This is a genomic window from Curtobacterium sp. APC 4022, from assembly GCF_030407555.1.
Taxonomy (GTDB): Bacteria; Actinomycetota; Actinomycetes; order Actinomycetales; family Microbacteriaceae; genus Curtobacterium.
Genome location: NZ_JASDDD010000007.1, coordinates 82,622 through 109,493, shown reverse-complemented (window position 1 = coordinate 109,493; position 26,872 = coordinate 82,622). Strand labels below are relative to the sequence as shown.

Here is a 26,872-nt window from a genome sequence, read left to right as displayed (position 1 = left end):
TCGGGCCCGGGTCCGCTGCGGCCGGGACCACCACGTCCACCGACTCCGACACCGGGTCGGCGGCGCCGAGGCTCCCCGCGGGGGTGGCGACCACCGTGACCGGGACGGTCGCCGGCTCGTCCGACAGGGGCACGACGACCGTCGTCTCCTCGGTGGTACCCGGCGCGACGTCCGGCACGGTGACGGGGTCGGAGTCCGGGATGCTGACCTCGACGTCGGTGAGCGGGACGGTGCCGGGGTTCGAGACCTCGACCGCGACCTCCAGGCCGGCGGGCGTGACGCCCTCCGGGGTCGGGTCACCGGGGGTGGCGACGACGGCGACCTCGGCGCGTTCGGTGGCGACCGTCGCCGTGGCGGGGTCCGAGCGGACGGTCGACGTCGTCCCCGTCACCGCGGCGGTCGCCGTGGCGGTGTCCGTCAGCGAGCCGGCGTCGACGTCCGCAGCGGTGACCGTGGTGGGCGCGTCCGTGCGGCAGGTGGTGGTCGCACCGACAGCGAGGACGGTCGCGTCGCACGTCACCGTGCCGCCGCTGGGGTCGTCGACGGCCACCGCGGACAGCGGGACCTGCCCGGTGTTCTGCGCGTCGAAGGTCCACGTGACCCGGTCACCGGCGTCGACGAGCCGGTCGCCGTCGACGTCCGTCACGTCCGCGCGCTTGGTGAGCGTGATCCCCGCGGGCAGTGCGGTGTTCGTCACGGTGCAGGCGATCGCGTCACCGACGCCGACCGGGATGTCGGTGCTGGTGCCGACGCCGGTCCCGCTCGGCAGGTCCGTCGCGGCGGCCCCGTTCCGCGTGCAGGCCCACGAGGGGTCGCCGTAGCGGCCGGCGTCGGTACCGCCCGAGGGCTGCTCGGAGAACGTCAGCGGGTTGCCGTCCGCGGCGACCAGGATCGTGACGTCCCCGGTCGTGGCGGTCGTGCCTCCCGCGGTGTCGGCACGCGCGACCGTCCGACCGGCGGCGTCGGTCACGCCGACCGTGAACGCGTCACCGCCGAAGCCACCGACGACCTGCTTGGTGATCGAGACGCGGGAGACGAGGACACCGAAGGCCACGCCCTCCCGACCGCCGCGGCTCACCATGGTCTGGCTGAAGGTCGTGGGCTCGCGGGTCGCGACGATCGCGGTGCCGGTCGGGTTGCTGCCCGTGCCCCTGCACGTGACGGTGGTGGTGCCGATGCCGGTGAAGCCGCGTCCGCAGGCCGTCCCGCGCTCGTCGGTGCCGTCCGGACGCACGGTCAACGACGTGAACGGCGAGCTGGAGGTCCAGGTGATGCTCTCGCCGCTCGCGGTCTCCTCGGCATCGGCGCCGACGAGCGACCAGCCGGTGACACGGGCACCGGAGGCGTCGGTCACCCGGACGTCGCTGAGGGTCGCGGTCGAGGTGGTGCCGCTCGCCTGCTGGTTGAGCGCTGGTCGGACCGCGGGGTCGACGCCGGTGTAGTGCCCGCCGTTGCCCAGCCAGGAGCCGACGTAGGTGGGCAGTGCGACGGCGGCGACCGGGCCTCCCGAGACGGTCACGGTCGCCTGCAGCCGGTAGCCGCCGGGGAGCTCGAGGGCGAGCGGCTGCCCGGCGGTGGTGGTGGCGACGGCCGGGTCGAGAGCGGACAGGTCGAGCCAGCACAGCGTGTCCGCGTACGTGCCCGTCCCGCTGTCGGCGTAGTCGCAGCCGGGGGCGGCCGGGGCGGCAGTGGCCGGGGTGGCGGCCAGGCCGGCTCCCGTGCCGAGGGCCAGCACACCGGCGAGCAGGGCGGCGGCGGTACGGAGTCGTGTGATCCTCACTGAAGCGACCGTACCGACGGTGGACCGCTCTGTCCGCCCTGTCCGGTTCGCGCCTACAGCCAGTTGCGCTTCCGGAAGACGACCCAGAGCACCCCCGCCAGCGCGAGCATCGCCAGGAGCGCCACCGGGTACCCGTACCGCCAGTGCAGCTCCGGCATGTGGTCGAAGTTCATGCCGTAGACGCCCGCGATCAGCCCGGGTGCGAACAGGATCGCCGCCCAGGACGAGATCTTCTTCACCTCTTCGCCCTGCTGGTGGGCCGCCCGTGCCAGCTGCCGGCTCTCCTCGCCCTGTGCCAGGCTCGCGCTCGTCATCCGACGCATCGCCTCGTTCTGCTCCTGCGACACCAGGGTCGCGTGCAGCGTCAGGGCGTTCTCGAGCAGGGCCCGGAACGAGTCGACCCGCTCGGTGACCCGCAGGGCGTGGTCGAGCACGTTCCGCAGTCGGTGCTGGACGTCGTCGTCCACGCCGTACTTCTCGGCACCGCGGAGGAGCCCGCGCACCATCGCGGGCACCGGCTTCGTGGCGCGCTGGAAGGCCAGGACCTCGCTGAGCAGCTGGTAGATCCGCTTCGACACCCCGGGGTCGACCTGGCCGGCGAAGAGCTGGTCCTCGATCTCGTCGATCTCGTCCTGCAGCACCTCGACGACGGGCGCGTAGCCGTCGACGACCTCGTCGAGCACCGCTGCGGTGACCGCCTCGGACCCCTTCGCCAGGAACTCCGGGTCGGCTTCGCACCGGGCGCGGAGCGACGCCAGGTCGGGGCGTTCGGCGTGCCGGACGCTCACCACGAAGCGGGCGCCGACGAACAGGTGCACCTCGCCGAACTCGACCGTGCCGGTGTCCGGCCGGTACCAGGCCGGCCGGAGCACCACGAAGAGGGTGTCGCCGTACCGCTCGAGCTTGGCGCGCTGGTGCCCCTTCTGGGCGTCCTCGACGGCGTTCTCGTGCAGGCCGAACTCGTCCGCGACGGCCGCCAGCTCGTGCGGGTCCGGGCGGAGCAGCCCGATCCACGACAGGTCGCCACTGGTGCCGAGCGCCAGGCTCTGCTGCGACGCCACACGTCGGCCGTCGACGTACACCGCGTTGTCGATGAGTGCCATGCTCTGCTCCCTCGGTCGGGAGGGCGAGCGGGCGCGACGCCGGCCGGGACGGACCCCGGCGGCAGGGAGATCAGGACACGGGCTCGGCGACGACCACGAGGGACGGCCGGCCCGTGTGGTGATGGTCACCCGACATCGCGCCTCACCTGCCCTTCGTCAGTCCGTGGCCGTGCGCTGCGCAGGGCCGTCGTCGACCGTACTCCGGTCGGCGAGTGGCGTCGAGCGGCCCCGGTGACGCCGAGGTGGACCGGGAGTGAACAGCTCTGGCCCACCCCCTTGTGCCGTGCTGGTGTTCCTGATCTGATGTTCTGGATGGCAGTTGCCATCGACCCCAGAACGAAGGAGATCTGATGTCCGCGACCACCTCAACGACCACCACCCGTCGTCGATCGACCGCTGCGGTCCTGGCCACCGCGTTCGTCGTCGGCGGACTCGCCGTGACCGCCGTCGCCGGTCCCGCCACCGCCGCCACCGCCGCCGACCGGGGTGCTCCGGCATCCGACGCCGCCACCACCGCCACCGGCGAGCTCTTCGCCAGCTGCCAGTACGGCAACGTCCGCGGCACGTGGGAACGCTCGGGGACCACGTTCACCGCGCACATCACCCAGTACGGGCTGCAGCCGAACGACTCCGCGGTCGGCTCGCGCACCGGGGCGATCGCCGTGACGCTCAACGGCGGGACACCGGTGGTGCGCACGGATCTCCTGACCGACCGCAACTCGCACGCGATCGACCTCCGTGCCACGACGCAGGTCCCGACCAGTCAGGCGGTCGAGGCGGAGTTCACGATCCGGGCCTCGGGCTTCCCCTCGTACCCGTCGTGCACGGTCACGAAGTGGTACTGACACGCCCGGAGCGACGTCCGAGCGCTTCCATCAGGATCTGACGCAGACGACCCGTCGGACAGCAGGCACCCGCCTGGTGTCCGACGGGTCGGTCAGGACTCGGTCGGGACTCGGTCAGGACTCGGTCAGCGCTGGACGCGCTCGGCGCCGAGGGCGTCGAGCGGCAGTTCCGCGAGCTGCCACCCGAGCCACGGGCTGAACGCGAAGGGCGCGGCGGTCACGGCCTGGCGCAGGTCCTGCTCCGACAGCCACACCCACTCGGACACCTCGTCGTCGGCGGGCTTCGGGTCGGCATCGGCCACGGCGCGGAACACCGGGCAGACCTCGTTCTCGACGATGCCCGAGGCGTCCACCGCGCGGTAGCGGAAGTCCGGCAGCACCAGGTCGACACTGTGCAGGGTCATGCCGAGCTCGCGCTCGGCGCGCCGGGCGATCGCGTCCTCGAAGGACTCGTCCGGGCCGGGGTGCCCGCAGAAGGAGTTCGTCCACACGCCGGGCCACGTCTTCTTCACGAGGGCGCGACGGGTCACGAGGAGGTCGCCGGCTGCGTTCTGCACGTGGCAGCTGAAGGCGAGGTGGAGGGGCGTCTGGTCTGTGTGCACCGTGAACTTGTCCGCCGTACCGATCGGGGTACGGTCATCGGCCAACAGGACAACGGTTTCCGGGAAAAGGCTCATCTGCCTCGATAGATTAGGCCAATGACCGAGGAAGCGGCCACCGTGGCGCACATCGACCTCGCGCTGGTGGATGAGTGCCTCGAGCGCTTCTTCACGGTGTCGAGCGCCCGAGCCCAGGCCTTCGGCCGACCGTCCGAAGAACTCTGGCGCGTGCTGCGCAAGGCGAGCATGGGCGGCAAGCGCTTCCGACCGCGCATGGTCCTCACCTCGTACACCGCCCTCGGCGGCCAGGACGTGCACGCCGCGTCGCAGGTCGCCGCCGCCTACGAGCTGCTGCACACCGCCCTCGTCGTGCACGACGACGTCATCGACCGCGACTGGTCCCGCCGCGGCCGCCCGAACGTCGCCGGCGCGTTCCGCGACAACGCCACGACCGGTGGCCTGCCGCTCCCGACCGCCGAGCACCGGGGCACCAGCGCCGCCGTGATCGCCGGGGACCTGGCCCTCGCCGCCGCCCCGCGCTTCATCGAGGCCAGCGGCGTCACCGGGGACCGCCGTTCCCGACTGCTCGACCTGTTCGACGACGCCGTGTTCGCCAGCGCCGCGGGCGAGATGGCCGACGTCGACCTCGCCCTCGGCGTGATGCCCACCGTCGCCGAGGTCCTGCAGATGGAACGGGCGAAGACGAGTGTCTACAGCTTCGAGGCGCCGCTGCAGTCCGGTGCGGTCCTGGCCGGTGCGCCGGAGCCCGTCGTCGCGGCGCTCGGGGCCTTCGGCCGGGAGATCGGCATCGCGTACCAGATCGTCGACGACCTGCTCGGGGTCTTCGGGAACGAGGGCTCGACCGGCAAGACCGCGATCGGCGACCTCCGCGAGGGCAAGCGCACCATGCTCATCGCCTACGCGGCGACCACCGACTGCTGGCCGGACCTGGCGCCCTACCTCGGCGACCCGGACCTGACCGAGGAACGTGCTGCGGGCCTCCGCGCCCTGCTCGTCGAGTGCGGTGCGCGTGACGCCGCCCTCGACCACATCCGGGAGCACACCGCCCTGGCCCGCGCCGAACTCGCCGGCCTGCCGTACGAGCTCGGCTCCCGGCTCGAGGGCCTCGTCACCGAACTCGTGGAGCGCGTCCGGTGACCTCGAGCACCACCGGTCGTCGCCTCCCGCTCTACGACGCCACCGCCGAGGCGGCCTCGAGCGTCGTCATCAGCCGCTACTCGACGTCGTTCGGGCTCGCCAGTCGCCTGCTCACGAAGGACACCCGCGAGCACATCCGGAACGTCTACGCCCTGGTCCGGGTCGCGGACGAGGTCGTCGACGGCCCCGCCACCGAGGCCGGCCTCGACCCGGAGCTCGCCCGGACCGTGCTCGACGAGCTCGAGCAGGACACCGAGCGGGCGATGACGTTCGGCTTCTCGGTGAACCCGGTCGTGCACGCGTTCGCCCGGACCGCCCGGACCGTCGGGTTCGGCAGCGAGCTGACGGCACCGTTCTTCGCCTCGATGCGGATGGACCTCGAGCAGACGGAACACGACCAGGCCTCGTTCGACACGTACGTGTACGGCTCCGCCGAAGTCGTCGGGCTGATGTGCCTGCGCGCGTTCGTGTACCGCGCCGGCCGTCCCACCTTCGACGACGCGGTGCTCGTCGATGGTGCCCGTGCCCTCGGCGCCGCGTTCCAGAAGGTCAACTTCCTGCGCGACCTGCACGCCGACTTCGAGGTGCTCGGCCGCTCGTACTTCCCGGGCGTCGACGTCCGCAGCTTCGACGAGGCCACGAAGGACCGGCTCGTCGCCGACGTCCAGTCCGACCTCGACCGGGCCGCCGTCACCGTCCCGCTGCTGCCGAAGGACGCCCGGCCCGCGGTCGCCCTCGCGCACGCCCTGTTCCAGGAGCTCAACGACCGGATCGCCGCCACCCCGGCGGACCGCCTGGTCACCTCCCGGGTCCGGGTCCCGAACCCCGTCAAGGCGCGGCTCGCCGCGCGTGTCCTCAGCCGCCGCGGCACCCTGCCCGCGCGCACCGTCACCACCCCACAGACTGGAGGCTCGTCATGAGCCCGACCCGTGCCTCCCGTCCGACCGACGCATCGACCACTGCCGCCGCCCCCGCCACCGGCCGGGCCGTCCCGGTCCGCCGGGCCGTCGTCATCGGCGGTGGCATCAGCGGCCTGGCGGCCGCCGCCCTGCTCGCCCGCGACGGCTTCGCCGTCACCGTCCTCGAGCAGCGCACCCAGCTCGGCGGCCGGGCCGGCACCTGGGAACAGGACGGCTTCCGGTTCGACACCGGGCCGAGCTGGTACCTGATGCCCGAGGTGTTCGACCACTTCTTCCAGCTCCTCGGCACCAGTGCGGACGAGCAGCTCGACCTCGACGTCCTCGACCCCGGGTACCGCGTGTACACCGAGGGCCGGGACGAGCCGATCGACTTGCGGTCCTCGCGTGAGGCCAACATCGCCCTGTTCGAGTCGATCGAGCCCGGGGCCGGCGCGAGGATGGCGAAGTACCTCGACTCCGCCGCCGACACGTACGACATGGCGGTCCGTCGGTTCCTGTACGGCACGTTCCAGGACCTCACGAAGCTCGCCGCCCCCGACGTCCTCAAGCGGATGGGCAAGCTCGCCCGTCTGCTGCTCCAGCCGCTGTCCTCGTTCGCGTCGAACGCCGTGAAGGACCACCGACTGTGGCAGATCCTCGGCTACCCGGCGGTCTTCCTCGGCACCAGCCCGTACCAGGCACCGAGCATGTACCACCTGATGAGCCACCTCGACCTGGCCGACGGGGTGCTGTACCCGAAGGGCGGCATCACGCAGGTGATCGCCGCCGTCGAGCGCGTCGCCGAGGCCGAGGGCGCCGTCATCAGCACCGGCGCCACCGTCACCCGGATCGTCGTCGAGGGCGGGCACGCCACCGGTGTCGCCTACCGTGACGAAGCGGGGGACGAGCACGTCGTGGACGCCGACCTCGTGGTGAGTGCCGCCGACCTGCGGCACACCGAGATGGAGCTCCTCGAGCAGGAACAACGCACCCACGACGCCTCGCACTGGGCGAAGCGCGACCCGGGCCCCTCCGCGGTGCTCGTGTACCTCGGGGTCGACGGGCAGGTCCCCGGACTGCTGCACCACACGCTGGTGTTCACCGAGGACTGGAAGGAGAACTTCGGCGCCATCTTCGGCAAGGACCGGCACGTGCCGGACCCGGCGTCGATCTACGTCTGCGCGCCCTCGCTGACCGACGACTCGGTCGCACCCGAGGGGCAGAGCAACCTGTTCGTCCTCGTGCCGCTGCCTGCCGACGTCTCGATCGGCAAGGGCGGCATCGACGGAGCCGGTGATGCCCAGGTGGAGGCGATCGCCGACCGTGCCATCGACGTCATCGCCGAGCGCTCGGGCGTGCCGGACCTGCGCGACCGGATCCGCGTCCGTCGCACGATCGGCCCGCAGGACTTCGCCGACGACCTCAACGCCTGGAACGGCTCGATGCTCGGCCCGGCCCACACCCTGACGCAGAGTGCGTTCTTCCGCGAGAAGAACGCCTCCACCAAGGTCGACGGGCTCTACTACGTCGGAGCCTCGACGATCCCGGGCATCGGTCTGCCGATGTGCCTGATCAGCGCCGAGGTCCTCATCAAGCGGATCCACGGCGACACCTCGACCGAGCCGCTGCCGACCCCGCTGCGGCGGTCCGTCGACGCGCCGCCGGTACGGACGACGGGCTGATGCCGGGGCTGTACCTCGTCGGACTCCTCATCGCGATCGCCGGCATCGCGGTGCTCGACGCCCGGTACCGGCTGTTCTTCTGGCGCGCCCCGGTGCGGGCCGCCGTGGTGATGGTCATCGGGCTCGTGTTCTTCCTGGTCTGGGACGTCGTCGGCGTGCACCTCGGCATCTTCTTCATCGGCACGAACGGACTGCTCACCGGGGTGCTGCTGGCGCCGGACGTGCCGCTCGAGGAGCTGTTCTTCCTGGTGTTGCTCTGCTGGACGACGATGGACCTGTTCGGTGCCGTCCGGCCGGTGGTCGAGCGGCTGCGTGCCCGTTCTGTCGACGGGCCGGAGCACCACGAGCCGGAGCACCACGAGGGCCGGGCATGACCGGCTCCGCCACGTACGCGCTGCTCGCGGTGCCGTTCCTCGGGGCCGCCGTGCTCGTCGCGGTCCTGGCCGGCGTCGTGTCGGCGCGGCGACGACGAGGCGATCGCCCCGGTGCCCGTGCCGGTGCGCGAGGTCCCCGGTCCGCCGTCCTCGCCGGGGTCGTCGCCGGCGTCGCGCTGCTCGTGATGACCGGCGTGTTCAACAACGTGATCGTCGGACTCGGCATCGTCGCCTACGACCCGGCACTCGTCCTCGGCGCGCGCGTCGGGCTGTTCCCGGTCGAGGACCTGGCGTACTCGATCGGTGCGGTGCTGCTGCTGCCGAGCTGCTGGGTGCTGCTCGAACGTCCGGGCCCGCGACCGGACCCGCGACCGGACCCGGGGCCGGGTCCGCGACCGCCTTCGCGACCGGTACGGTCGGATCGCCGGACCGAGCCGTCCCGCAGACCGGAGGAGACCCCATGACCGTGAGCCGCGCCTCCAGGCCGTCGACCCTCCGTGCGCTGTTCGTGTCCTCGCGCCCCATCAGCTGGGTGAACACGGCCTACCCGTTCGCCGCCGCGTACCTGCTCGGCAGCGGGGTCGGCGTCGCCGGGGGCGGCGGGTTCTCGCTGGCCGCGTTCCTCGTCGGGGTCGTGTACTTCCTCGTGCCCTACAACCTGGCGATGTACGGCATCAACGACGTCTTCGACTACGAGTCCGACCTGCGCAACCCGCGCAAGGGCGGCGTCGAGGGGGCGTTGCTCGACAAGAGCGTGCACCGCGCGACCCTCTGGGCCGTGGTCGTCACCAACGTGCCGTTCCTGCTGGTGCTCGTGCTGCTCGGGGGGCCGTGGTCGTGGCTCGCCCTGGCGGTCAGCGTGTTCGCCGTCATCGCGTACTCGGCGCCCGGGCTCCGGTTCAAGGAGAAGCCGTTCCTCGACTCGATCACCTCGTCGACGCACTTCGTGTCCCCGGCCCTCTACGGGCTCGCGCTCGCCGGCGGGCAGTGGACCGGGCAGCTCGTCGCCGTCTGCATCGCGTTCTTCGTGTGGGGGATCGCCTCGCACGCGTTCGGTGCCGTGCAGGACGTGCTCGCCGACCGGGCCGGGGGGATCGGGTCCGTGGCGACCGTCATCGGTGCCCGCGCGACCGTCCGGCTGGCGTTCGTGGCGTACCTGGTCGCCGGTGTCGCGCTGCTGTTCTCGGCGTTCCCCGGGCCGATCGCGGCGGTCGTCGTCGTGCCCTACGCGCTCAACGTGCTGCCGTGGTGGAACCTCACCGACGCCGGTGCCGAGGCGGCGAACGCGGGGTGGAAGCGCTTCCTCTGGATCAACTACCTGGCGGGCTTCATCGTGACGATGGCCCTGATCGGCTTCGCCTTCACGCACTGACGCCCCTGCCGGGTGCCCGGCCGGCACCCAGCGCCGGCGGTCCTGGCCCGCGCGGGCCCCGCCCGCTGGCCGGAGTGCCGAGGTCGCACGACGCGCCGCCGGTGCGCCGCCGAGGTCGCACGAAGTGCCGGACGGGAGGCTCTGGCCCGGCAGATCGTGCGACCTCGAGGACGACGAGGGTGAGCTCCTTCAGCGGGGCCGAGTTCGGGCCGCCGCCGCCGAGGTCGCACGACTCGCCGCCGGTGGGCCGCCGAGGTCGCACGAAGTGCCGGACGGGAGGCTCTGGCCCGGCAGATCGTGCGACCTCGGGGCACGGGGCCACCCGGCGCACCGGACCCACCCGGCGCACCCGGGCGCCCCGCGCGCGTCAGGCCGCGCCGGCCGCCCGCCGCGCCTGCGCCACCGCGGCCCGCACCCCGCCCGACCACGCGGGCCCGTGCCCCGGCAGGACGTGCCGAGCCTCGGTGTCGACGAGCAGGTCGAGCGACGCCACCGCGGTCGCCATGTCGGCCGTCGCTGCGGGCGCCACGACCCGCGGCCCGATCCCGCCGGTGTACGGGTCGAAGGTGACCAGCGCGTCGCCGGCGATCACGGCGTCTCGGTCGGCGAAGTGCAGCGCCACGTGCCCGTCGGTGTGCCCGGGCGTCTCGATGATCCACGGGTTGCCGGGGACGTCGGCGCGGGATTCCAGGGGCTCGACCTCCTCGATGCCGTCGACGGTCACCGCACCCGCCAGCAGCATCCGCCCGAGGGGCCGCAGACCGCCGGGGTGCGCCAGGACGAAACCGAACCGGTTCTGCTGTGGCCGGTACGAGTAGGGGTGCGCCGCCAGCTCCCGGTCGCCCGGGTGCACGAACACGGGCGTGCCCCACTCGCGGTGCATGCGAGCGGCGGTGCCGACGTGGTCGAAGTGCCCGTGCGTGAGGAGCAGTGCCTCGACCCGGTCGGGGGAGTAGCCGAGGTCGTGGACGGCGAGCAGCAGGTGCGGCCAGACGGCGGGCAGCCCGGCGTCGACGACGAGCAGTCGGTCCCCGGTCTCGACCAGGTAGGTGTTGGTGTGTGCGAGCTCGAGGCGGTGGATGCCCTCGGCGACGTCCCGGAACAGCATGCGTCGGACGCTAGGCCGGGCCCGCTGGACGGGCGTCCGGGGTGCCGGGTCGGGGCGTCAGGGACGCGGCTGTCCGGCGGCGTCCGCGATGGCGGCCTGGAGGCGCGTCAACACCGGCACCGCCGCCACCAGCACCGCACGGTCGGCCTCCGGCAGCCCGGCCAGGGCGCTGAGCAGCAGCCGCTCGGCCGCCGCGTCGTACACGCGGAGGCGCTCGCGGGCCAGGTCGGTCAGCCCGACCTCGGTGCTGCGACCGTCACCACGGGCGAGCCGGCGTTCGACCAGGCCGTCCCGCTGCATCGCGGCGACGAGGTTGCTCACCGTGGAGCGGGCGAGGCCGAGTGCGCGGCCGAGGGCGGTCGGGCTGGCCCAGCCGTCTTCGTCGAGTCGGCGGAGGACCTCGATCTGCGCGTCGGGGACGGCGGGCAGGTCCCCCTCTGACCGGGAGGCGTTGAGGAGCGTCCGGCGGAACGGCCCGACCAGGGCGCTGAGCCGTCGGGCGGCGTCGCGGAGTCCGCGGTCTGCGGACCTGGCCGCGGGGTCACTCGCCGGGGTGCGCACACCCTCAGGGTAGTCGCAGCAGAAGCGATTGCAACAAACGTAGTTGTGGAGCAGGATCGACACATGGACATCACCACGAGCGTCGAACACCCCGAACCCCAGCAGGACCTCTCCGGCATCGTCGGACACCGGTTCATCTACACGTACGCCAACGGCTGGCAGTACGAGATGTACGTCAAGAACGCCACGACGATCGACTACCGCATCCACACCGGCATGGTGGGCGGCCGCTGGGTCAAGGACCAGACGGTCGACCTGGTCGTCCTGACCGCCGGCGTCTACAAGGTGTCCTGGAACGAGCCGACCGGCACCAGCGTCGTCGTGAACGTCGTCCCCGGTGAGCGGGTGCTGCACGGCACGATCTTCTTCCCGCACTGGGTGGAACTCGATGGCAGCAAGACCGTGCTGTTCCAGAACGACCACCTCGACCTGATGCGTGAGCACCGCGACGCCGGCCCCACGTACCCGATCTACGTCGTGCCGGAGTTCGCCCACATCACGCTGTTCGAACACGTGGGCGAGGACGACGAGACGATCGTCGACACGGCTCCCGCGGACCTCCCGGCCGGGTTCGCCGACCGGACCAACTGACGTGACGGCCACGACGGGCCCCGCGCCGATCGCCCTCGACCACCACGGTGCCTCCCTGCGCGGGTGGCAGTGGAACGCGGTCGACGGCGGGACGGACGCGCCCCTGGTGCTGTTCGTGCACGGCTTCGGCAGCAACGCGACCGGGTCACAGCAGCTGTTCGTGCAGGCCGCCCGCGCGCTCGCCGCCCGCGGCGCCGGGGTCCGCTCGTACGACCGGCTCGGCCACGGGTTCAGCGACGGGGACTTCGCCGACATCACGATCGGCGACGAGGTCGACCAGGTCGTCGCGATGGTCCGAGCCCTGGCGACGGACGCGGGATCGCGGCCGGTGCACCTCGTCGCCCACAGCCTGGGCGGGGTCGAGTCCGTCCTCGCCGCGGCCCGGGTGCCGGACCTCGTGGCCTCGTTGACGCTCTGGTCGCCCGCCGGCGTCGTGGTGGACGACATCGTCGGCAAGGACGAGATCCAGGGCCAGCCACTCGCGCCGGCCCGCGAGCGTGGCTGGTTCGACTTCGGGGGCATGGCCCTCGGCACGGCGTTCCTCGACGAGGTCCGCGCCGGCCTCGACGTCTGGGGCCCCGCCTCGGACTACCCGGGCCCCGCCGTCGTCGTGCACGGCACCGGCGACACGATCGTCCCGGTCGAGTACGGCCGCCGGTACGCCGGACTGCTGCCGGGGGCGACGTACGTCGAGGTCGACGGCGCCGACCACGGCTGGTCCTCGGTGCCGTGGCGCACCGGACTCGTCGACCGCCTGCTCCGGACCGTCGGGCTGGCCTGACGCCGGGGGTCTGACACCGGGGCCCGACGCCCGGCACCCGGCACCCGGCACCGGCTGTCCCGCAACTGCCCGGCACGCCGGGTGCGCACGCGGGACAGCCGGGTCCCGCTCCCGCGCGCCCGCGGCGGCACACACCGCCGAGCGTGTACTCAGGGACCATGCCCAACGACTCCATGCCCGAGCTCGAGCTCCGGAACGTACGGACCCGGGAGCGCATCGTCGACACGGTCGCGCGCATCCGGCAGAAGTCCGACGTGCCCGCCCGCACCCGGCTCGCCCTCGCGAAGACCCGTCAGCGCTGGCACCGTGACCCCACGCCGCTCGTCGCCGTCGCCATGACCGCCGCCGCGGGACTCGCCGCGATCGTCGTCGGCACCCGGATCCGCAACCACCCCGCCGGTCGGTTGGGTGCCCTCCGCGAGCCGGCACCCGTCCCGGTGTTCAAGCCGGTGAAGGTCGGCAAGGACGGCCAGTCGAAGGGTGTCCCCGTGTTCGCGCGGAAGGACCCGACCGGCAACCCGGTGTTCCAGGAGCGCCAGGCCGCCGCGAAGCGTCGCAAGAAGGACGCCGCGCGGGCGAAGAAGTCGATCAAGCAGATGACGAAGGCGATGAAGGGCTGACCATGGCGAAGGCATCGCAGAAGCCGTCCCCGGACGACCCCCGGAAGCCGGACAGCCCGACGGACCTCACGAAGCCGTCGTTCACGTACACACTCAAGAAGACCCTGCGGGAGTTCACGAGCGACCAGTGCACCGACCTGGCCGCGAGCCTGACGTACTACACGGTCCTCGCGCTCTTCCCCGGACTGCTCGCGATCGTGTCCGTCCTCGGACTCGTCTCGAACCCGAGCGACACGATCAACACCCTGCTCCAGGTCATCCGGAACGCCGGCGGCGGCGACGTCGCGAAGCTACTGCAGGAGCCGATCAACGGCCTGGTCCGCTCGCCCGCCGCCCCGGTGACGTTCATCGTCGGTCTGCTCGGTGCGCTGTGGTCGGCGTCCGGCTACGTCGGTGCCTTCGGCCGGGCGATGAACCGCATCTACAACGTCCGCGAGGGGCGCCCGATCTGGAAGCTCCGCCCGACGATGCTCGGTGTCACCGTGACCACGGTGGTCCTGCTCGTCGTCGGCCTGCTCGCCCTGGTCTCCGGCCCCCTGGCTCGCAGCTTCGGTGACCTCATCGGCCTCGGCGACGCGGCCGCTCTCGTGCTGTCGATCGTGCAGTGGCCGATCCTGCTCGTCATCATGATCGTCATCGTCGCGGTGCTCTACTACTGGTCGCCGAACGTCCGGCAGTCGAAGTTCAAATGGGTCAGTGGCGGTGCGATCGTCGCGATCGTCATCTGGATCCTCGCCAGTGTCGGCTTCGGCTTCTACGTCGGCAACTTCTCGAACTACAACGCCACGTACGGCTCGCTCGGTGGCGTGATCGTCTTCCTGCTGTGGATCTGGATCACGAACAACGCGCTGCTGTTCGGTGCCGAGTTCGACGCCGAACTCGAGCGCGGCCGCGAACTGCAGGCCGGCATCCACGCCGAAGAGGACATCCAGCTCCCCGAGCGCGACACCCGCCAGATCGAGAAGCAGGACGAGAAGCGCGCCGAGGACGTCCTGCAGGGCATCCGCATCCGCGAGAGCGCCGGCCGCACCAAGGACGACGACTGACCGACGGCGGCCGCGCGACGCGCGCACGCTCCACCCGGACGGGAGGCGCGGTACCGGTTCCGTAGGCTGGCCTGCGTGACCGACACCGCGCCTCCCGTCTCCGCCCCCACCCCCGACAACGACCGCCCGGTCGCCCTCGTCACCGGCGCGACCCGGGGGATCGGCCGGGCGATCGCCGAGGACCTGGGCCGGACGCACCACGTGCTCGTCGGCGGACGCGATGCCGAGGCGGTCGCCACGGTCGTCGCCGCGCTGCCGAGTGCGGAGCCGTTCGTCGGCGACCTCGGCGCCGGCGACATGCCCGCCGTGCCGAGCTGGGTCGACGTCCTCGTGCACTCCGCCGGCGTCGAGCAGGGCACCCGCGTCGCGGACACCCCGCGCGACACGTGGGAGGCCGTCTTCGCCACCAACGTGTTCGCGGTCGCGGAACTCACCCGGGTCGCGCTGCCGGGGCTCCGGGCCGCGCGGGGGATCGTCGTGACGATCAACAGCGGGTCCGGGTTCGCCGCCGGAGCCGGGGGCGGCGTGTACGCGGCGTCGAAGTTCGCGCTCCGGGCGTTCACCGACGCGCTGCGCGAAGAGGAGCGGGCGAACGGCGTCCGGGTGTCGAGCGTGCACCCGGGCCGGACCGACTCGGACATGCAGCGGGCCCTCACCGAGAAGCTCGGCGAGGACTACGACACCGACTACTACCTCGCGCCGTCTGACGTCGCCGATGCCGTCCGGACCGTGATCGATCTGCCGGAGCGTGGCACGGTCGAGATGCTCTCGATCCGGCCGTCCCGCCGGCGCTGACGGCGGCCCCCGCGGCGCGGCTCGGCCCCGAGGCTCGGCCCCGCGGACGTCCTGCGGCGTCGCGGAGCCGAGCCGTGTCCGCCCAGCCGAGCCTCAGGCGAGCTCGATCCGGACGTCGAGGCCGATCCGGTCCAGGAACCCCTCGTCGTGACTGACCACCACGAGGGCGCCCCGGTACACCCGGAGCGCCGCCACGAGCTGGTCGACGCCCGTCAGGTCGAGGTCGTTCGTCGGCTCGTCGAGCACCAGCAGCTGCGGCGGCGGGTCCGCGAGCACCAACCCGGCCAGCGCCACGCGGAACCGCTCCCCTCCGGACAACGTCCCGACGGCCCGGTCGACCACGTCCCCGCGGACCAGGAACCGGGCGAGTCGGTTCCGGAGGTCGGCCGGTGCCACGTCGGGCGCGGCACGTCGGACGTTCTCGAGCACCGAGGCATCGTCGTCGAGGGTGTCCTTCCGCTGCGCCAGGTAGCCGACCCGGTCGGTGTGCGCCTCGGCGGACGTGTCCGGCAGCGGGTGCGGGCGCGCGCCCGGCAGCCCGACGAGCTGGTCGAGGAGCGTGGACTTGCCGACCCCGTTGTCCCCGGCGACGGCGACGCGCTCCGGCCCCTGGACGACCGTCGCCCGACCGCGGACCGTGATCGTCGCGATCCGCCGGGAGGCCGGGACGCCCGGGTCCGGCAGGTCCACGCTGATCTCGTCGTCGGACCGCAGTCGGCGGCCGGCCTCCTGCGCGGTCGTGAGTGCAGCCGCCTCGGCCGACGCCGAACCGGAGCGCAGCCGTCCGGCCGTGGCCTCGGCCCGCTTCCGCCGCTCGTTCGCCAGGATCTTCGGCACTGACGACGCTGCAGCCGCCCCGGCCCTCGCCCGGCGCGCGATGGTCGTCTCGGCGTCGATCCGCTGCCGCTTCTCGACGCGGTGCCGCTGCTCGGCGACCCGGACCTCGCGGGCGACGGCGGCCTGCTGCACGGCGAGGTGCTCCTCGAACGCCGAGTACGTCCCGCCGAACACGGTCGCGTCGCCGTCGCGGAGCTCGACGACCTCGTCGACGTGCTCGAGCAGTTCGCGGTCGTGGCTCACCACGACGAGGGTGCCGCGCCAGGAGTCCACGAGGTCGAGCAGTGCTGCCCGGGCGCGACGGTCGAGGTTGTTGGTCGGCTCGTCGAGGAACGCGATCGGCCGACCGCGGAGCCGGATGCCCGCGACCGCGACGAGCACTGCCTGACCGCCGGAGAGGGTCGGCACCGGCCGGTCGAGGTCCTCGGTGCCGAGCGCGGCCCCGGGCCCGAGGTCGAGCGCCGCCAGCGCCGCTCCGGCCCGCTCCTCCACCTCCCAGGCGTCGCCGACGGCCTCGAACTGCGCGGGGGTCGCGTCCCCGCCGAGGACCGCGCGGAGCGCCCGGACCTGGGAGCCGACCCCGAGCAGGTCCGCGACCGTGTCCGGGGTGGTGGGGCGTGCCTCCCGGCCGGCAGGTGGGGACGCGACGGACGGGAGGCGCGGCACGGCCCCTTGGACGCGCTGCGGCAGGTGGTCCACCGGTCCCGTCGTCGTGACGGTGCCGCTCGTCGGCGCGAGCTGGCCGGTGACGAGGCGGACGAGGGTCGACTTGCCGGCGCCGTTCCGCCCGACGAGCGCGGTCCGACCGCGGCCGAACGCGGTGCTGAGGTGGTCGAGCGCAACGGTGCCGTCGGGCCAGGCGAAGGAGACGTCGTGCAGGACGACGGAGGGGGTGACGGGCATGCGGATGCCTTCCGGTGGTCGTGCGGGCGCACGACACCGTCAGCCGCGAGGGCGGCGGTCCCACCGGTCGGCGGGCGAGGTCACGGTGTCAGCGCAGGGACAGCGGCTGCTGTGGCGCAGTGCCGGTGGTCTCGCGCAATGCCGGATCCGTTCCCGTCGGGAGGCCCCGTGGCCGCCACCCGTGCCGCCGGTCGGTCGTCCCGCACCGGGGCCCCGCAGCGACGACGGGGTACGCCTCACCGTACGACCGCGCAGTCGTGCCGCGCAAGGACCACGATGACCGATCAACTGCTATGGTGAAGATCACATTTCACATAGGAGAACCACGATGTCACAGCGTGCACTGATCACGGGTATCACCGGACAGGACGGCATGTACCTCGCTCGTCTGCTCGTGTCCAAGGGCTACGAGGTGTTCGGTCTCGTCCGCGGACAGAACAACCCGAAGGTCCCGTTCGTCCGAGCGTGGGTGCCGGAAGCCACCCTCATCACCGGCGACCTCCAGGACCAGTCCTCCCTGCTCCGAGCACTCGACCGGTCGCAGCCGGATGAGGTCTACAACCTCGGCGCGATCTCGTTCGTGGCCTACTCGTGGGAGAACGCACACCTCACCAGCCAGGTCACCGGCATGGGCGTGCTGAACCTGCTCGAAGCGATCCGCCTCCATGCGGGAGCCGACCCGTCGCGGGTGCGCTTCTACCAGGCGTCCAGCTCCGAGATGTTCGGCCGGGTGCAGGAGGTCCCACAGCGCGAAGACACACTCCTCTGGCCGCGCTCGCCCTACGGCGTCGCGAAGGCGTTCGGGCACCACATGACGGTCAACTACCGCGAGTCGTACGGCATGCACGCGTCGAGCGGGATCCTCTTCAACCACGAGTCGCCCCTCCGCGGCCCGGAGTTCGTCACCCGGAAGATCTCGACCAGCGTCGCCCGGATCGCGCTCGGTCTCCAGGACCGTCTCACGCTCGGCAACCTCGACGCGAAGCGCGACTGGGGGTTCGCCGGCGACTCCGTGGACGCCATGTGGCGGATGCTCCAGCAGGACACCCCTGACGACTACGTCGTCTCCACGAACGAGACGCACTCGGTCCGCGAGTTCCTGCAGATCGCCTTCGAGCATGTCGGCATCACGGACTGGGAGCAGCACGTCCGGCAGGACCCGGAGTTCTTCCGCCCCGCGGAGGTCGATCTCCTCATCGGTGACTCGAGCAAGGCCCGGGACGTCCTCGGATGGCAGCCGGAGGTCCAGTTCGCGGACCTCGTCCGGATGATGGTCGACAGCGACCTCGAGCAGCAGCGAACGGCCGCATGACCGCGGCACGGACGGCACTGGTCACCGGGGTGGCGGGGCAGACCGGGAGCTTCCTCGCGGAGGTCCTGCAGGCCAGCGGATGGCGGGTGCACGGCATCCAGCCCGCTGGTTCGGGGTCCGCGCCCGCCGGTGTCACGGTCCACCACGTCGATCTCCGCTGCCATGACGGCATCGCGACCGTCCTCCGCCAGGTCCAGCCCGACGCCGTGGTCAACCTCGCGGCACTGAGTTCGGTCGCACGGTCGTGGCAGGAACCGGTCCTCACACACCAGGTCAACAGCGCGGCGGTCGCGAACCTCCTCGACGTCGTGCAGGAACTCCGTCGGGCGGACCCCGCGGTCCGCTTCGTCCAGGCTTCGTCCGCCGAGGTCTTCGGCCGCTCCGCCGACACGCCGCAGACCGAGGGGTCACCCATCGCGCCGGTGAACCCCTACGGCGTCGCGAAGGCGAGTGCGCACCTGCTCACCCAGGCGTACCGACTGACCGGCATGCACGCTTCGAACGCGATCCTCTACAACCACGAGTCCGAGCGGCGGCCCGAGCACTTCGTCAGTCGGAAGATCACCCGGGCGGCGGCGAGGATCGCGGCCGGAGTGCAGGACGAACTCGTGCTCGGAGACCTCGACGTCCAGCGGGACTGGGGGTGGGCCCGGGACTACGCCGCGGCGCTCGCGCTGATGCTCCAGGCCGACGAGGGTGACGACTACGTCATCGCGACGGGGGAGACCCACAGCATCCGAGAGTTCGTCGAGGTCGCCTTCGCCGCCGTGGGGATCCACGACTGGCAGCGGTACGTCCGGTCCGACGCCGAGTTCCGTCGTCCGAACGAGACGCACCGGCTGGTCGGTGACCCGGGCAAGATCCGCCGGGTGTTGCAGTGGGAGCCCACGGTGCGCTTCGACGAGATGGTGGTCGACATGGTGCGGCACGATCAACGGCTCCTCGGCTGAGGGCGCTCGCCGAGCGGTCGCACGGCCCGGGACTCCGGAGGTGGCAGTCGGGTACACCGCGCCGGACCTCCGTGCAGGCGTGCCGGGCAAGATGTCCGACATGGCTGACGACGAGAAGCAGACCCGGGACGACTTCGGCGACGCGGTGAACATGACCGCCTCGCAGCTGGAGGACTGGCTGGACTCCGACGAGTCGAAGGAGGTCGGCCAGAAGTCGTCCGGCGCGTCCGAGTCGACCGGGCACGAGTCCGGGCGGCACATCGTGCGGATCCTGCGGAAGAAGCAGGGCGAGTACACCGACGACGACTACTCGCACATGCGGAAGGTCGTCGGGTACGTGGCGCGGCACTCGTCACAGCGACCCTCCGGCGACGTCGAGGACACCCGGTGGCGGTACTCGTTGATGAACTGGGGACACGACCCGCTGAAGTGAGCAGTCTGCTCAAGTAGCGTGGCGGGCATGCCGGACAACCTGCTCCCGAACCCCTCGACCAACCCCGAGACGCTGCTGGCCGCCGAGCCCGAGGTGGACGCAGCCCTGGCGGCGGACGCACCCGTCGCCTCCGTGGTGGTGTCGTACCCGGCGTCGAGCCTGGCGTGGGCGCTGCTCGCCGACGAGGCGTGGGGGCGCGGTGCGACCGTCGAGTCATACGCGTACGCCCGCGTCGGGTACCACCGCGGCCTCGACGCGCTCCGGAAGGCCGGGTGGCGCGGTGTCGGGCCGGTGCCGTGGTCGCACGAGCCGAACCGGGGCGTGCTGCGCTCCCTGTTCGCCCTGCGTCGGGCGGCCGAGGCGATCGAGGAGCCGGGCGAGGCCGAGCGGCTGACGCAGTTCCTCGACGGCGCGGACCCGTCGGCCGCCGAGGCCATCGCGCGCGGCTGACGCGCGGCGCGGCGGCGCCCGCGCGCGCGGCGCGGCGCGCTTCGGATGCGCACAACAGAAACCCGTCCGAACGGGGGGATCCCCCGGTTCGGACGGGCTTCTGTTGTGCGGCGCCAGCCAGCGCCAGCGGCGGCCCGCCGGCCCGCCCCGGTCTAAGCCAGCAGCACGCTCCAGCTCCGCGCACTCGGCCACAGCTGGTGCTCCGGCAGGACGTCGAGCCCACACGCCCGGCTGCCGAGCCCGTGCTGCGCGTCGTCGACGTACAGGTACAGCGCGTCCGGCTCGGGCAGCTCGTGCGGGTGCGCGGCACGCCCGACCTGCTGCGCGGTCCATGGCGTCAGGGTGAACCCGGCGCGGTGCCCCGAGCCCGGCGCCGGCACGGTCGTGACCGTGAAGGGTCCCACCGTCAGCGACCGCAGCGAGGGACGGTGCCCGGTCTCCTGCGGCATCGAGTAGCGCGTGGTCATCGCCGAGACCGGAGCCTCGAACCGTCCGACCCGGGCCGCGTGCGACGAGTCCGCGTACGACTCGTCCGGCCCGGTCCCGAACCACGAGGCCGTCTCGGACAGCAGCGCGGCGGGCAGGTCGATCCGCACGCCGACCCGCGGCCAGGTGACGTCCCAGCCGCCGAACGGCACGGCGTCGGTCCGCAGCAGCAGTCCGGCGTCGGTCAGGGTCCACCGGTGCGTGACCTCGACCCCGGCCCCGCTGTTCGCCGCCCCGACCCGGACCCGCTGCACGAGCCCGTCGTCGGTCCGGTCCACGGACACCAGCCGGTGGGTCAGCCGGTCGAGACCACGGGCCTCCCACTTCGACACCGACGAGGGCGCCGTCGGGTCGCCGACACCGTGCGTCAGCTCCGGATCGGCGGTCTCGTACCCGCCCTGCGAGGCGCCACGGTCGTTGTCCGTCGGCGCCCGCCACAGCTCGAGGCGGGGCCCGGCCACCGCGTGGCCCTTGAGCGTCGCCAGGTCACCGCGTGCCGTGAACGTCGCGTCACCGAGACGGTCGCCCTGCCACCCCACTCGGGAGGCCCGCACCACCTCCGCCTCGCGGCTCGCCACGAGCGTCTGGGTGCGTGCGACCACGTGCCCGGTGTCCGCCCAGGCGGTGGGCCCGGCGAGCTCCGCGACGACGTCGAGCCACAGCTCGTCGCCCGGCGCCAGGGAGTCCGCATCCGCCCGCGCTGCCGCGAGCACCTCGTCGGGCACCGGCACCGTGGCGGACTGCCGCGCGGCGACGATCCCGGGCGCGAACCGTCCGGACGCCTCGACGACGCCGTTCCGGCTGAGGGTCCAGCAGAACCGCAGTCCCGCGGTCGACGCCGAGTGGTACCGGTTCTCGACCAGGACGGTCCCGCCGCCGGCGATGCTCGACCCGCCGAGCGGCGAGACGGACAGGCGCACCGGGGCGACGACGGCGGCGAACTCGGCGAGCCCGGGCGTCGGGGTGTCGTCGGGCAGCACCAGGCCGTCCATCACGAAGTTGCCGTCGTGCACGACCTCGTGGAAGTCGCCGCCGTACGCGTGGTACGGGGTGCCGTCGGGCGTGTGGGCCAGGAGTCCGTGGTCACGCCACTCCCACACGAAGCCGCCGTGCAGCCGGGGGTAGCGGTCGACCAGGGCCTCGTACTCGGCGATCTGCCCGGGGCCGTTGCCCATCGCGTGCACGTACTCGCAGTGCAGGAACGGCTTCGACCGCTGCCGTGCTGCCTCGGCGGGACCGCAGCCGAGCAGGGGAGTGGCCGGACCGCCGCCGATCGACTCGGTCTCCTGCAGCGTCGGGTACATCCGCGAGTAGACGTCGGTGTACTCGCCCGTGTAGTCGCCCTCGTAGTGCACCGGACGCTCGGGGTCGCGGGCGTGCACCCACTGGGACATCGCGGCGAGGTTCCGGCCGGTGCCGGACTCGTTGCCGAGCGACCACATCACGATCGACGGGTGGTTCTTGTCGCGCTCGACGGTGCGGGCGATGCGGTCGAGGTAGGCGTCCTCCCAGGCGGGGTCGTCGGAGGGGTTCCCCTGCCAGCCCTGGAACTCGAAGCCGTGCGTCTCGAGGTCGCACTCCAGGATCACCCAGAAGCCGAGTTCGTCGGCCAGGTCGAGCACGCGCGGGTGCGGCGGGTAGTGCGAGGTGCGGATCGCGTTGACGTTCGACCGCTTCATGAGCGCCATGTCCGCGCGGGCGTGGGCCTCGTCGAACACCCGGCCGCGGACCGGGTGCGTCTCGTGCCGGTTGACGCCGTGGAACACGACGCGCTCGCCGTTGACCAGGAACCGGTCGCCGACGATCTGCACGGTCCGGAACCCCAGTCGGAGCGACACGGTCTCTCCGGCAGCACCGCCGCCGGCAGCACCGCTGCCCGACGTCAGCGTCGCGTCGTACAGCCGCGGCAGCTCCGCGCTCCACGGCTCGACGCCCTCGACCGTGATCGGGGCGACCTCCTCCGCGGAGTCCCAGACCACGGACACGCCGAGCTCCGGCACGGTGAAGCGCACCGGGAACACCGCGTCGAGCGTCGGCACCGAGATCGTGCCCGTCCCGGTCGACGGCCGACCGGACGCGGCGGTCCCGGCGGAGGCAGCATCGCCGAGCGTCGCGGTCCACCCGGCGCGGACGAACACGTCGTCGATCGGGGCGGCCGGACGGGCGAGCAGGGTGACGTCCCGGAAGATGCCGGGCAGCCACCACTGGTCCTGGTCCTCCAGGTACGAGGCTGCCGACCACTGGTGCACGCGGACCCGCAGCTCGTTCGACCCCGGTCGGAGCATCGACGTCACGTCGAACTCGGCGGCGAGCCGCGACCCGGTCGACCAGCCGACGAGCTCCCCGTTCACCCACACCCGGTAGTGGGACTCCACCCCGTCGAAGCGGAGCAGCACCCGTGCGGCCCCGTCGAACGAGTCCGGCAGCGTGAAGGTCCGGCGGTGGTCGCCGGTCGGGTTCTCGTCCGGCGGGTGCGGTGGGTCGACCGGGAACGGGTACTGCACGTTGGTGTAGCTCGGCGCACCGTGCCCGTGCAGGACCCAGTGCGACGGCACCGGGAGCGACCCCCACCCGTCCGGGTCCTCGAACCCGGGGGCGTCCGCCACCGGGGACCACCGGAAGTCCCAGTCGCCGTTGAGCGACAGCGACGGAGCGTCGGTGTGCAACCAGGCACGTGGTGCCCGGCGCGATGCCGATCCCGGTGTGGTCGAGTGCAGGTCGTCGAGTGCGGCAGAGGTCAACCCTTGACCGATCCTTCCGTGAGGCCCCCGCGCCAGAAGCGCTGCAGGACGATGATGGCGATGACGAGCGGGATGACCGAGACGAGCACCCCACCCGTGGTGAGCTGGTAGAACTCGGGCAACCGGTCCACCTGGGCTCGCCAGTTGTTGAGTCCCAGTGTGATCGGGTACAGCTTCTGGTCTGCCAGCATGATGAGCGGCAGGAAGAAGTTGTTCCAGATCCCGACGAGCTGGAACAGGAACACGGTGACGAGCGCGGGTGTCAGCTGGCGCAGCGCGATGGTGTGGAAGATCCGCAGTTCACTCGCCCCGTCGAGCCGTGCGGACTCCATCAGCGCCGTGTCGATCGACGCCGAGGCGTAGACCCGGCACAGGAACAGGCCGAACGGTGAAACCAGGCTCGGGATGAGCACGCTCCAGTACGTGTCGGTCAGGCCCATCGTCGAGAACAGCAGGAACAGCGGCAGTGCCGTCGCGGTGCCGGGGACCAGGACGCCGCCGAGGATCGTGCCGAACACGAGCTGCCGGCCGCGGAACTCGTACTTCGCCAGGGCGTACCCGCCGGCCGCGGCGAAGTACGTCGCCAGGACCGCGCCGACGCCCGAGTACAGGACGCTGTTCGCGATCCACCGGACGAAGATGCCGCCGTCGTAGGTGAACACCGCCTGGATGTTGCTGAACAGGGCGAAGTCGCCCCCGAACCAGAACCCGTTCGTGGCGAACAGGGCGCCGGTCGTCTTCGTCGCGGCGATCACGACCCAGTACAGCGGCACCAGGAAGTACAGCGCGACGACGACCAGGATCCCGGTCACCACGATCTGCGACCGCGGCGAGCGGTCGAGCTTCCGTCGCTGGTGCGCGGTGATCGACGTGGTGTCGACCGGCACCGCGGTCTTCGCCGTGGCTGGCGCTTCGACGGCTTCGCTGGTCATCGTTCAGTCCCTTCGGTCGTCGCGACACGACCGGCCGGGAGGCTGCGGTCGGCTTGTGTGGTGACCGTGCTGCCCGCCGCAGCGCGCGTCTGGAGCGCGCGCCGAGCCTCCAGGCCGCCCTTGCGGGCCCGCTTGCGTTGGTCGCGCTCGTCCTTCGGCCGCCGGTTCGTCAGCGCCAGGAACGTGAACGACAGGATGAACGCGGCCAACGCGATGATCACGGCCTGCGCGCTCGCGACGCCGTACTCGTTGAACGCGAACGCGTTCGTGTACGCGGCGTAGTTCGGCGTGTACTCGGTGTCGATGGCGGGGGCGACCGTCGACAGGATCTGCGGCTCGGCGAAGAGCTGCAGCGTGCCGATGATCGAGAACACCGTCGTCAGCACCAGGGCCGGCGCGATGAGCGGGATCTGGATCCGCCACGCGACCTGGAACGGGCCGGCGCCGTCCATCTTCGCGGCCTCGTAGACCTCGCCGGGGATCGACTTCAGCTGCGCCACGATGATGAGCATGTTGTAGCCGGTGTAGGTCCACGTGACGATGTTCGCGATCGACCACAGCACGCTGTTCGCGCCGAGGAAGTCCGGCTGCAGCCCCATCGACTGCAGCAGCGACACGATCGGCGACAGCCCGGGCACGTACAGGAACGACCAGAGGATCGTCGCGATGACGCCGGGCACGCCGTACGGCATGAAGTAGATCGCTCGGAAGAAGCCCGGCCAGCGGGCGCTCGCCGACTCGAGCAGCAGCGCCAGGATCGTGCAGGCGATGATCATCACCGGCACCTGGACGATGCCGAACAGCAGCATCCGGCCGATCGAGGCGACGAAGCCGTTGTCGTTCAGCGCCGTGACGTAGTTGTCGAAGCCGGCGAACCGGCCGGTGACGCCGTCCTCGCCGAACAGGCCCTTCCGGTCGACGGTGGTGAAGCTCTGGAACAGCGCACTGATGATCGGGATGACGAACGTCAGCGCGAAGAGCGCCAGGAACGGCGCGAGCAGGATCCACGGCGCACGCTTCTGCGCGCGGGTGGCCTTGGTGCTCGTGCGGAAGGCGGGGGGTGTCTGCTGCGTGGTCATCGTGCCGTCCTGACGCTGAGGCCCTTTTCCTTGAAGGACTGCACGATCTCGGCCTGGGCGAGCTCGACGGCGTCCGAGAGCTTCAGCTTGCCGGTGATCTTGCGGCGGAACTGGTCCTGCAGCGACGTGAAGGCCGACTGCGTCACCGGCGACCACGACCAGTCGATGTTCTGCTCCTTCGCGGCGGGGGCGAAGACCTCTTCGTTGTAGTTCTGGCCGGAGAACCACTCCGACGGCTGCTCGCGCTGGGCGCCGATGTAGTCCTTCGCGGGGGACCAGCCGATGCCGCAGTACTTGATCATCGCGTCCACCCCTTCCTTCGAGGTGGTCATCCAGGTGATGAACTCGAGCGCTTCCGCGGGGTGCTTCGCGTTCGCCAGGACCGCGGCGCTGGACCCGCCGATCGCACTCGAACCGAACCCGGACGCGTCCCACTTCTGCATCGGTGCGACCTTCCACTTGCCCTTGCCGCCCTGGATCGACTCGATCAGCGCGTCACCCCAGCTGGCACTCGTCACCGCGGCGATCCGACCGCTGGCGCAGGCCGCGTACCAGCCGGGGGAGTACGCACCGGCGCTGGTGTCGACCAGGTCGTCGTCGATGCAGCCGTCGAAGAAGTCGGCGACCCGCATCGTGGCGTCGTCGGTCATGTCGACGACCCACTCGTCACCGTCGACCTTGAACCAGCGGGCGCCGGCCTGCTGGGCGTAGGCGGCGAAGGGCGAGGCGTCGGCGACCGGGAACACCTCGAGGAAGTTCCGCTTGCCGGTCTTCCGGACCTTGTCGGCGAGGACCTTCCACTCGTCCCACGTGGTCGGGGGTTCGCCGCCGGCCCGCTCCAGGATCGCGGTCTGGTAGTAGAAGCCCATCGGGCCGGTGTCCTGCGGGATGCCGTAGACGCCGTCGACGAACTCGACCTGGGCCCAGGCGGCCTCGTCGTACTCCGACTGGAAGTCCTTCGCGCCGTACCGGGCCAGGTCGACCAGGCCGTTCGCGAGCATGAACTCGGGGATCTGCCGGAGCTCGACCTGGCCGATGTCGGGGCCGCCGCCGGCCGCGAGCGCGGAGTACATCTTCTGGTACCCGCCGGAGGTGCCGCCGGGGATCCAGTTCGCGGTGACCTGGATGTGCGGGTGCGAGGCGTTCCACACGTCGCACACCTTCTGCAGGTCCTTGAGCCAGGCCCAGTAGGTGATCTGGACCGTCTCCCCACGTGCGGCGGCCGGCACCAGCGCCGACCGGTTCACGTTGGTCGAGCCCGGCACCGCGCACCCGGCGAGCAGACCTGCTGCCGCCGTGCCGATGCCGAATCCCAGCAGGGATCGTCTGGACAGTGGTGTTGGTGATGGCGTCATTGCCGTGCACCTCCGGTTCGTCGTCGGATCGGGGTTGCACGACACCCAACCACAGAACCGAACGACGGTGGGGATTCGTG

26 protein-coding genes are annotated in these 26,872 nt (G+C 71.9%); 16 read left to right on the top strand and 10 right to left on the bottom strand.

Annotated features, from left to right (window positions below; translation table 11 throughout):
• Both QL987_RS04285 and QL987_RS04280 read right to left on the bottom strand, forming a co-directional pair.
• Nucleotides 1-1,780 (bottom strand): hypothetical protein (locus QL987_RS04285; protein ID WP_290156429.1); only part of this gene is annotated, 1,780 nt, incomplete at its 3' end.
• A 53-nt stretch (nt 1,781-1,833) separates the two neighbouring features.
• On the bottom strand, nt 1,834-2,883 hold the full coding sequence (locus QL987_RS04280; RefSeq protein ID WP_111075833.1) for a magnesium and cobalt transport protein CorA: 1,050 nt from the start codon (nt 2,881-2,883) through the stop codon (nt 1,834-1,836).
• Nucleotides 2,884-3,233: 350 nt separating this feature from the next.
• On the opposite strand from QL987_RS04280, the gene QL987_RS04275 reads away from it, so the two are divergent.
• Entirely contained in the window at nt 3,234-3,728 is a 495-nt protein-coding gene (locus QL987_RS04275) for a hypothetical protein (protein WP_290156428.1), read from the top strand.
• Between the two features lie 125 nt (nt 3,729-3,853).
• Here the strand turns inward: QL987_RS04275 and idi are convergent, their stop codons facing one another.
• Nucleotides 3,854-4,405 carry an isopentenyl-diphosphate Delta-isomerase gene (idi, locus tag QL987_RS04270; protein ID WP_111075835.1) on the bottom strand — a complete coding sequence of 184 codons (552 nt, stop codon included), beginning with the start codon at nt 4,403-4,405 and terminating at the stop codon, nt 3,854-3,856.
• Between the two features lie 21 nt (nt 4,406-4,426).
• Between idi and QL987_RS04265 the strand changes: the two genes are divergently transcribed.
• The 6 genes from QL987_RS04265 to QL987_RS04240 are packed head-to-tail and all read left to right on the top strand — an operon-like array spanning nt 4,427 to nt 9,812.
• Nucleotides 4,427-5,485: a polyprenyl synthetase family protein gene (locus QL987_RS04265; protein ID WP_181439327.1), complete on the top strand. Its 1,059-nt coding sequence runs from the start codon at nt 4,427-4,429 to the stop codon at nt 5,483-5,485.
• Nucleotides 5,482-6,405: a phytoene/squalene synthase family protein gene (locus QL987_RS04260; protein ID WP_290156427.1), complete on the top strand. Its 924-nt coding sequence runs from the start codon at nt 5,482-5,484 to the stop codon at nt 6,403-6,405. Before QL987_RS04265 ends, QL987_RS04260 begins: the two co-directional genes overlap by 4 nt.
• Complete coding sequence (gene crtI / locus QL987_RS04255) at nt 6,402-8,066, top strand: phytoene desaturase family protein (RefSeq protein WP_290156425.1); 1,665 nt, start codon at nt 6,402-6,404, stop codon at nt 8,064-8,066. The genes QL987_RS04260 and crtI overlap by 4 nt, the downstream gene beginning before the upstream one ends.
• Nucleotides 8,066-8,440 (top strand): lycopene cyclase domain-containing protein, encoded by a 375-nt coding sequence (locus QL987_RS04250; RefSeq protein ID WP_290156424.1) that lies wholly within the window; start codon nt 8,066-8,068, stop codon nt 8,438-8,440. Before crtI ends, QL987_RS04250 begins: the two co-directional genes overlap by 1 nt.
• On the top strand, nt 8,437-8,904 hold the full coding sequence (locus QL987_RS04245; RefSeq protein ID WP_290156423.1) for a lycopene cyclase domain-containing protein: 468 nt from the start codon (nt 8,437-8,439) through the stop codon (nt 8,902-8,904). Before QL987_RS04250 ends, QL987_RS04245 begins: the two co-directional genes overlap by 4 nt.
• Nucleotides 8,901-9,812 carry a prenyltransferase gene (locus tag QL987_RS04240; RefSeq protein WP_253466809.1) on the top strand — a complete coding sequence of 304 codons (912 nt, stop codon included), beginning with the start codon at nt 8,901-8,903 and terminating at the stop codon, nt 9,810-9,812. Before QL987_RS04245 ends, QL987_RS04240 begins: the two co-directional genes overlap by 4 nt.
• Nucleotides 9,813-10,179: 367 nt before the next feature.
• On the opposite strand, the gene QL987_RS04235 is transcribed toward QL987_RS04240, so the two are convergent.
• Complete coding sequence (locus QL987_RS04235; RefSeq protein ID WP_290156422.1) at nt 10,180-10,920, bottom strand: MBL fold metallo-hydrolase; 741 nt, start codon at nt 10,918-10,920, stop codon at nt 10,180-10,182.
• A gap of 57 nt (nt 10,921-10,977) precedes the next feature.
• Entirely contained in the window at nt 10,978-11,481 is a 504-nt protein-coding gene (locus tag QL987_RS04230; protein WP_111075841.1) for a MarR family transcriptional regulator, read from the bottom strand.
• A 63-nt stretch (nt 11,482-11,544) separates the two neighbouring features.
• Here QL987_RS04230 and QL987_RS04225 point away from each other — a divergent pair, with 63 nt between their 5' ends.
• From QL987_RS04225 to QL987_RS04205, 5 genes are all read left to right on the top strand, one after another.
• A complete protein-coding gene (locus tag QL987_RS04225) occupies nt 11,545-12,072 on the top strand; it encodes a phenolic acid decarboxylase (RefSeq protein ID WP_111075842.1) in 528 nt (175 codons plus the stop codon).
• 1 nt (nt 12,073) lies between these two features.
• Entirely contained in the window at nt 12,074-12,853 is a 780-nt protein-coding gene (locus tag QL987_RS04220) for an alpha/beta hydrolase (RefSeq protein WP_221849946.1), read from the top strand.
• A 158-nt stretch (nt 12,854-13,011) separates the two neighbouring features.
• Entirely contained in the window at nt 13,012-13,473 is a 462-nt protein-coding gene (locus tag QL987_RS04215; protein WP_146248218.1) for a hypothetical protein, read from the top strand.
• 2 nt (nt 13,474-13,475) lie between these two features.
• Nucleotides 13,476-14,519 (top strand): YihY/virulence factor BrkB family protein, encoded by a 1,044-nt coding sequence (locus QL987_RS04210; RefSeq protein WP_290156420.1) that lies wholly within the window; start codon nt 13,476-13,478, stop codon nt 14,517-14,519.
• Nucleotides 14,520-14,594: 75 nt separating this feature from the next.
• Nucleotides 14,595-15,314: an SDR family oxidoreductase gene (locus QL987_RS04205; RefSeq protein WP_290156419.1), complete on the top strand. Its 720-nt coding sequence runs from the start codon at nt 14,595-14,597 to the stop codon at nt 15,312-15,314.
• Nucleotides 15,315-15,407: 93 nt separating this feature from the next.
• Here QL987_RS04205 and QL987_RS04200 read toward each other — a convergent pair whose 3' ends face one another.
• Nucleotides 15,408-17,054 (bottom strand): ATP-binding cassette domain-containing protein, encoded by a 1,647-nt coding sequence (locus tag QL987_RS04200; RefSeq protein ID WP_290156418.1) that lies wholly within the window; start codon nt 17,052-17,054, stop codon nt 15,408-15,410.
• Between the two features lie 328 nt (nt 17,055-17,382).
• Here QL987_RS04200 and QL987_RS04195 point away from each other — a divergent pair, with 328 nt between their 5' ends.
• From QL987_RS04195 to QL987_RS04180, 4 genes are all read left to right on the top strand, one after another.
• Nucleotides 17,383-18,366, top strand: a complete 984-nt coding sequence (locus QL987_RS04195) for a GDP-mannose 4,6-dehydratase (RefSeq protein WP_290156416.1) — start codon at nt 17,383-17,385, stop codon at nt 18,364-18,366.
• Nucleotides 18,363-19,316: a GDP-mannose 4,6-dehydratase gene (locus QL987_RS04190; protein WP_290156415.1), complete on the top strand. Its 954-nt coding sequence runs from the start codon at nt 18,363-18,365 to the stop codon at nt 19,314-19,316. The genes QL987_RS04195 and QL987_RS04190 overlap by 4 nt, the downstream gene beginning before the upstream one ends.
• 100 nt (nt 19,317-19,416) lie before the next feature.
• Nucleotides 19,417-19,749 carry a DUF3140 domain-containing protein gene (locus tag QL987_RS04185; protein ID WP_290156414.1) on the top strand — a complete coding sequence of 111 codons (333 nt, stop codon included), beginning with the start codon at nt 19,417-19,419 and terminating at the stop codon, nt 19,747-19,749.
• Between the two features lie 27 nt (nt 19,750-19,776).
• Entirely contained in the window at nt 19,777-20,199 is a 423-nt protein-coding gene (locus tag QL987_RS04180) for a DUF3151 domain-containing protein (RefSeq protein WP_290156412.1), read from the top strand.
• A 152-nt stretch (nt 20,200-20,351) separates the two neighbouring features.
• Here QL987_RS04180 and QL987_RS04175 read toward each other — a convergent pair whose 3' ends face one another.
• The 4 genes from QL987_RS04175 to QL987_RS04160 are packed head-to-tail and all read right to left on the bottom strand — an operon-like array spanning nt 20,352 to nt 26,792.
• Nucleotides 20,352-23,426, bottom strand: a complete 3,075-nt coding sequence (locus QL987_RS04175) for a glycoside hydrolase family 2 TIM barrel-domain containing protein (RefSeq protein WP_290156411.1) — start codon at nt 23,424-23,426, stop codon at nt 20,352-20,354.
• A complete protein-coding gene (locus QL987_RS04170) occupies nt 23,423-24,358 on the bottom strand; it encodes a carbohydrate ABC transporter permease (RefSeq protein ID WP_111075849.1) in 936 nt (311 codons plus the stop codon). The genes QL987_RS04175 and QL987_RS04170 overlap by 4 nt, the downstream gene beginning before the upstream one ends.
• Nucleotides 24,355-25,437, bottom strand: coding sequence for a sugar ABC transporter permease (locus tag QL987_RS04165; protein WP_111075850.1), 1,083 nt, complete (start codon nt 25,435-25,437; stop codon nt 24,355-24,357). The genes QL987_RS04170 and QL987_RS04165 overlap by 4 nt, the downstream gene beginning before the upstream one ends.
• Nucleotides 25,434-26,792 (bottom strand): extracellular solute-binding protein, encoded by a 1,359-nt coding sequence (locus tag QL987_RS04160; RefSeq protein WP_290156410.1) that lies wholly within the window; start codon nt 26,790-26,792, stop codon nt 25,434-25,436. The genes QL987_RS04165 and QL987_RS04160 overlap by 4 nt, the downstream gene beginning before the upstream one ends.
• Between the last annotated feature and the right edge of the window lie 80 nt (nt 26,793-26,872).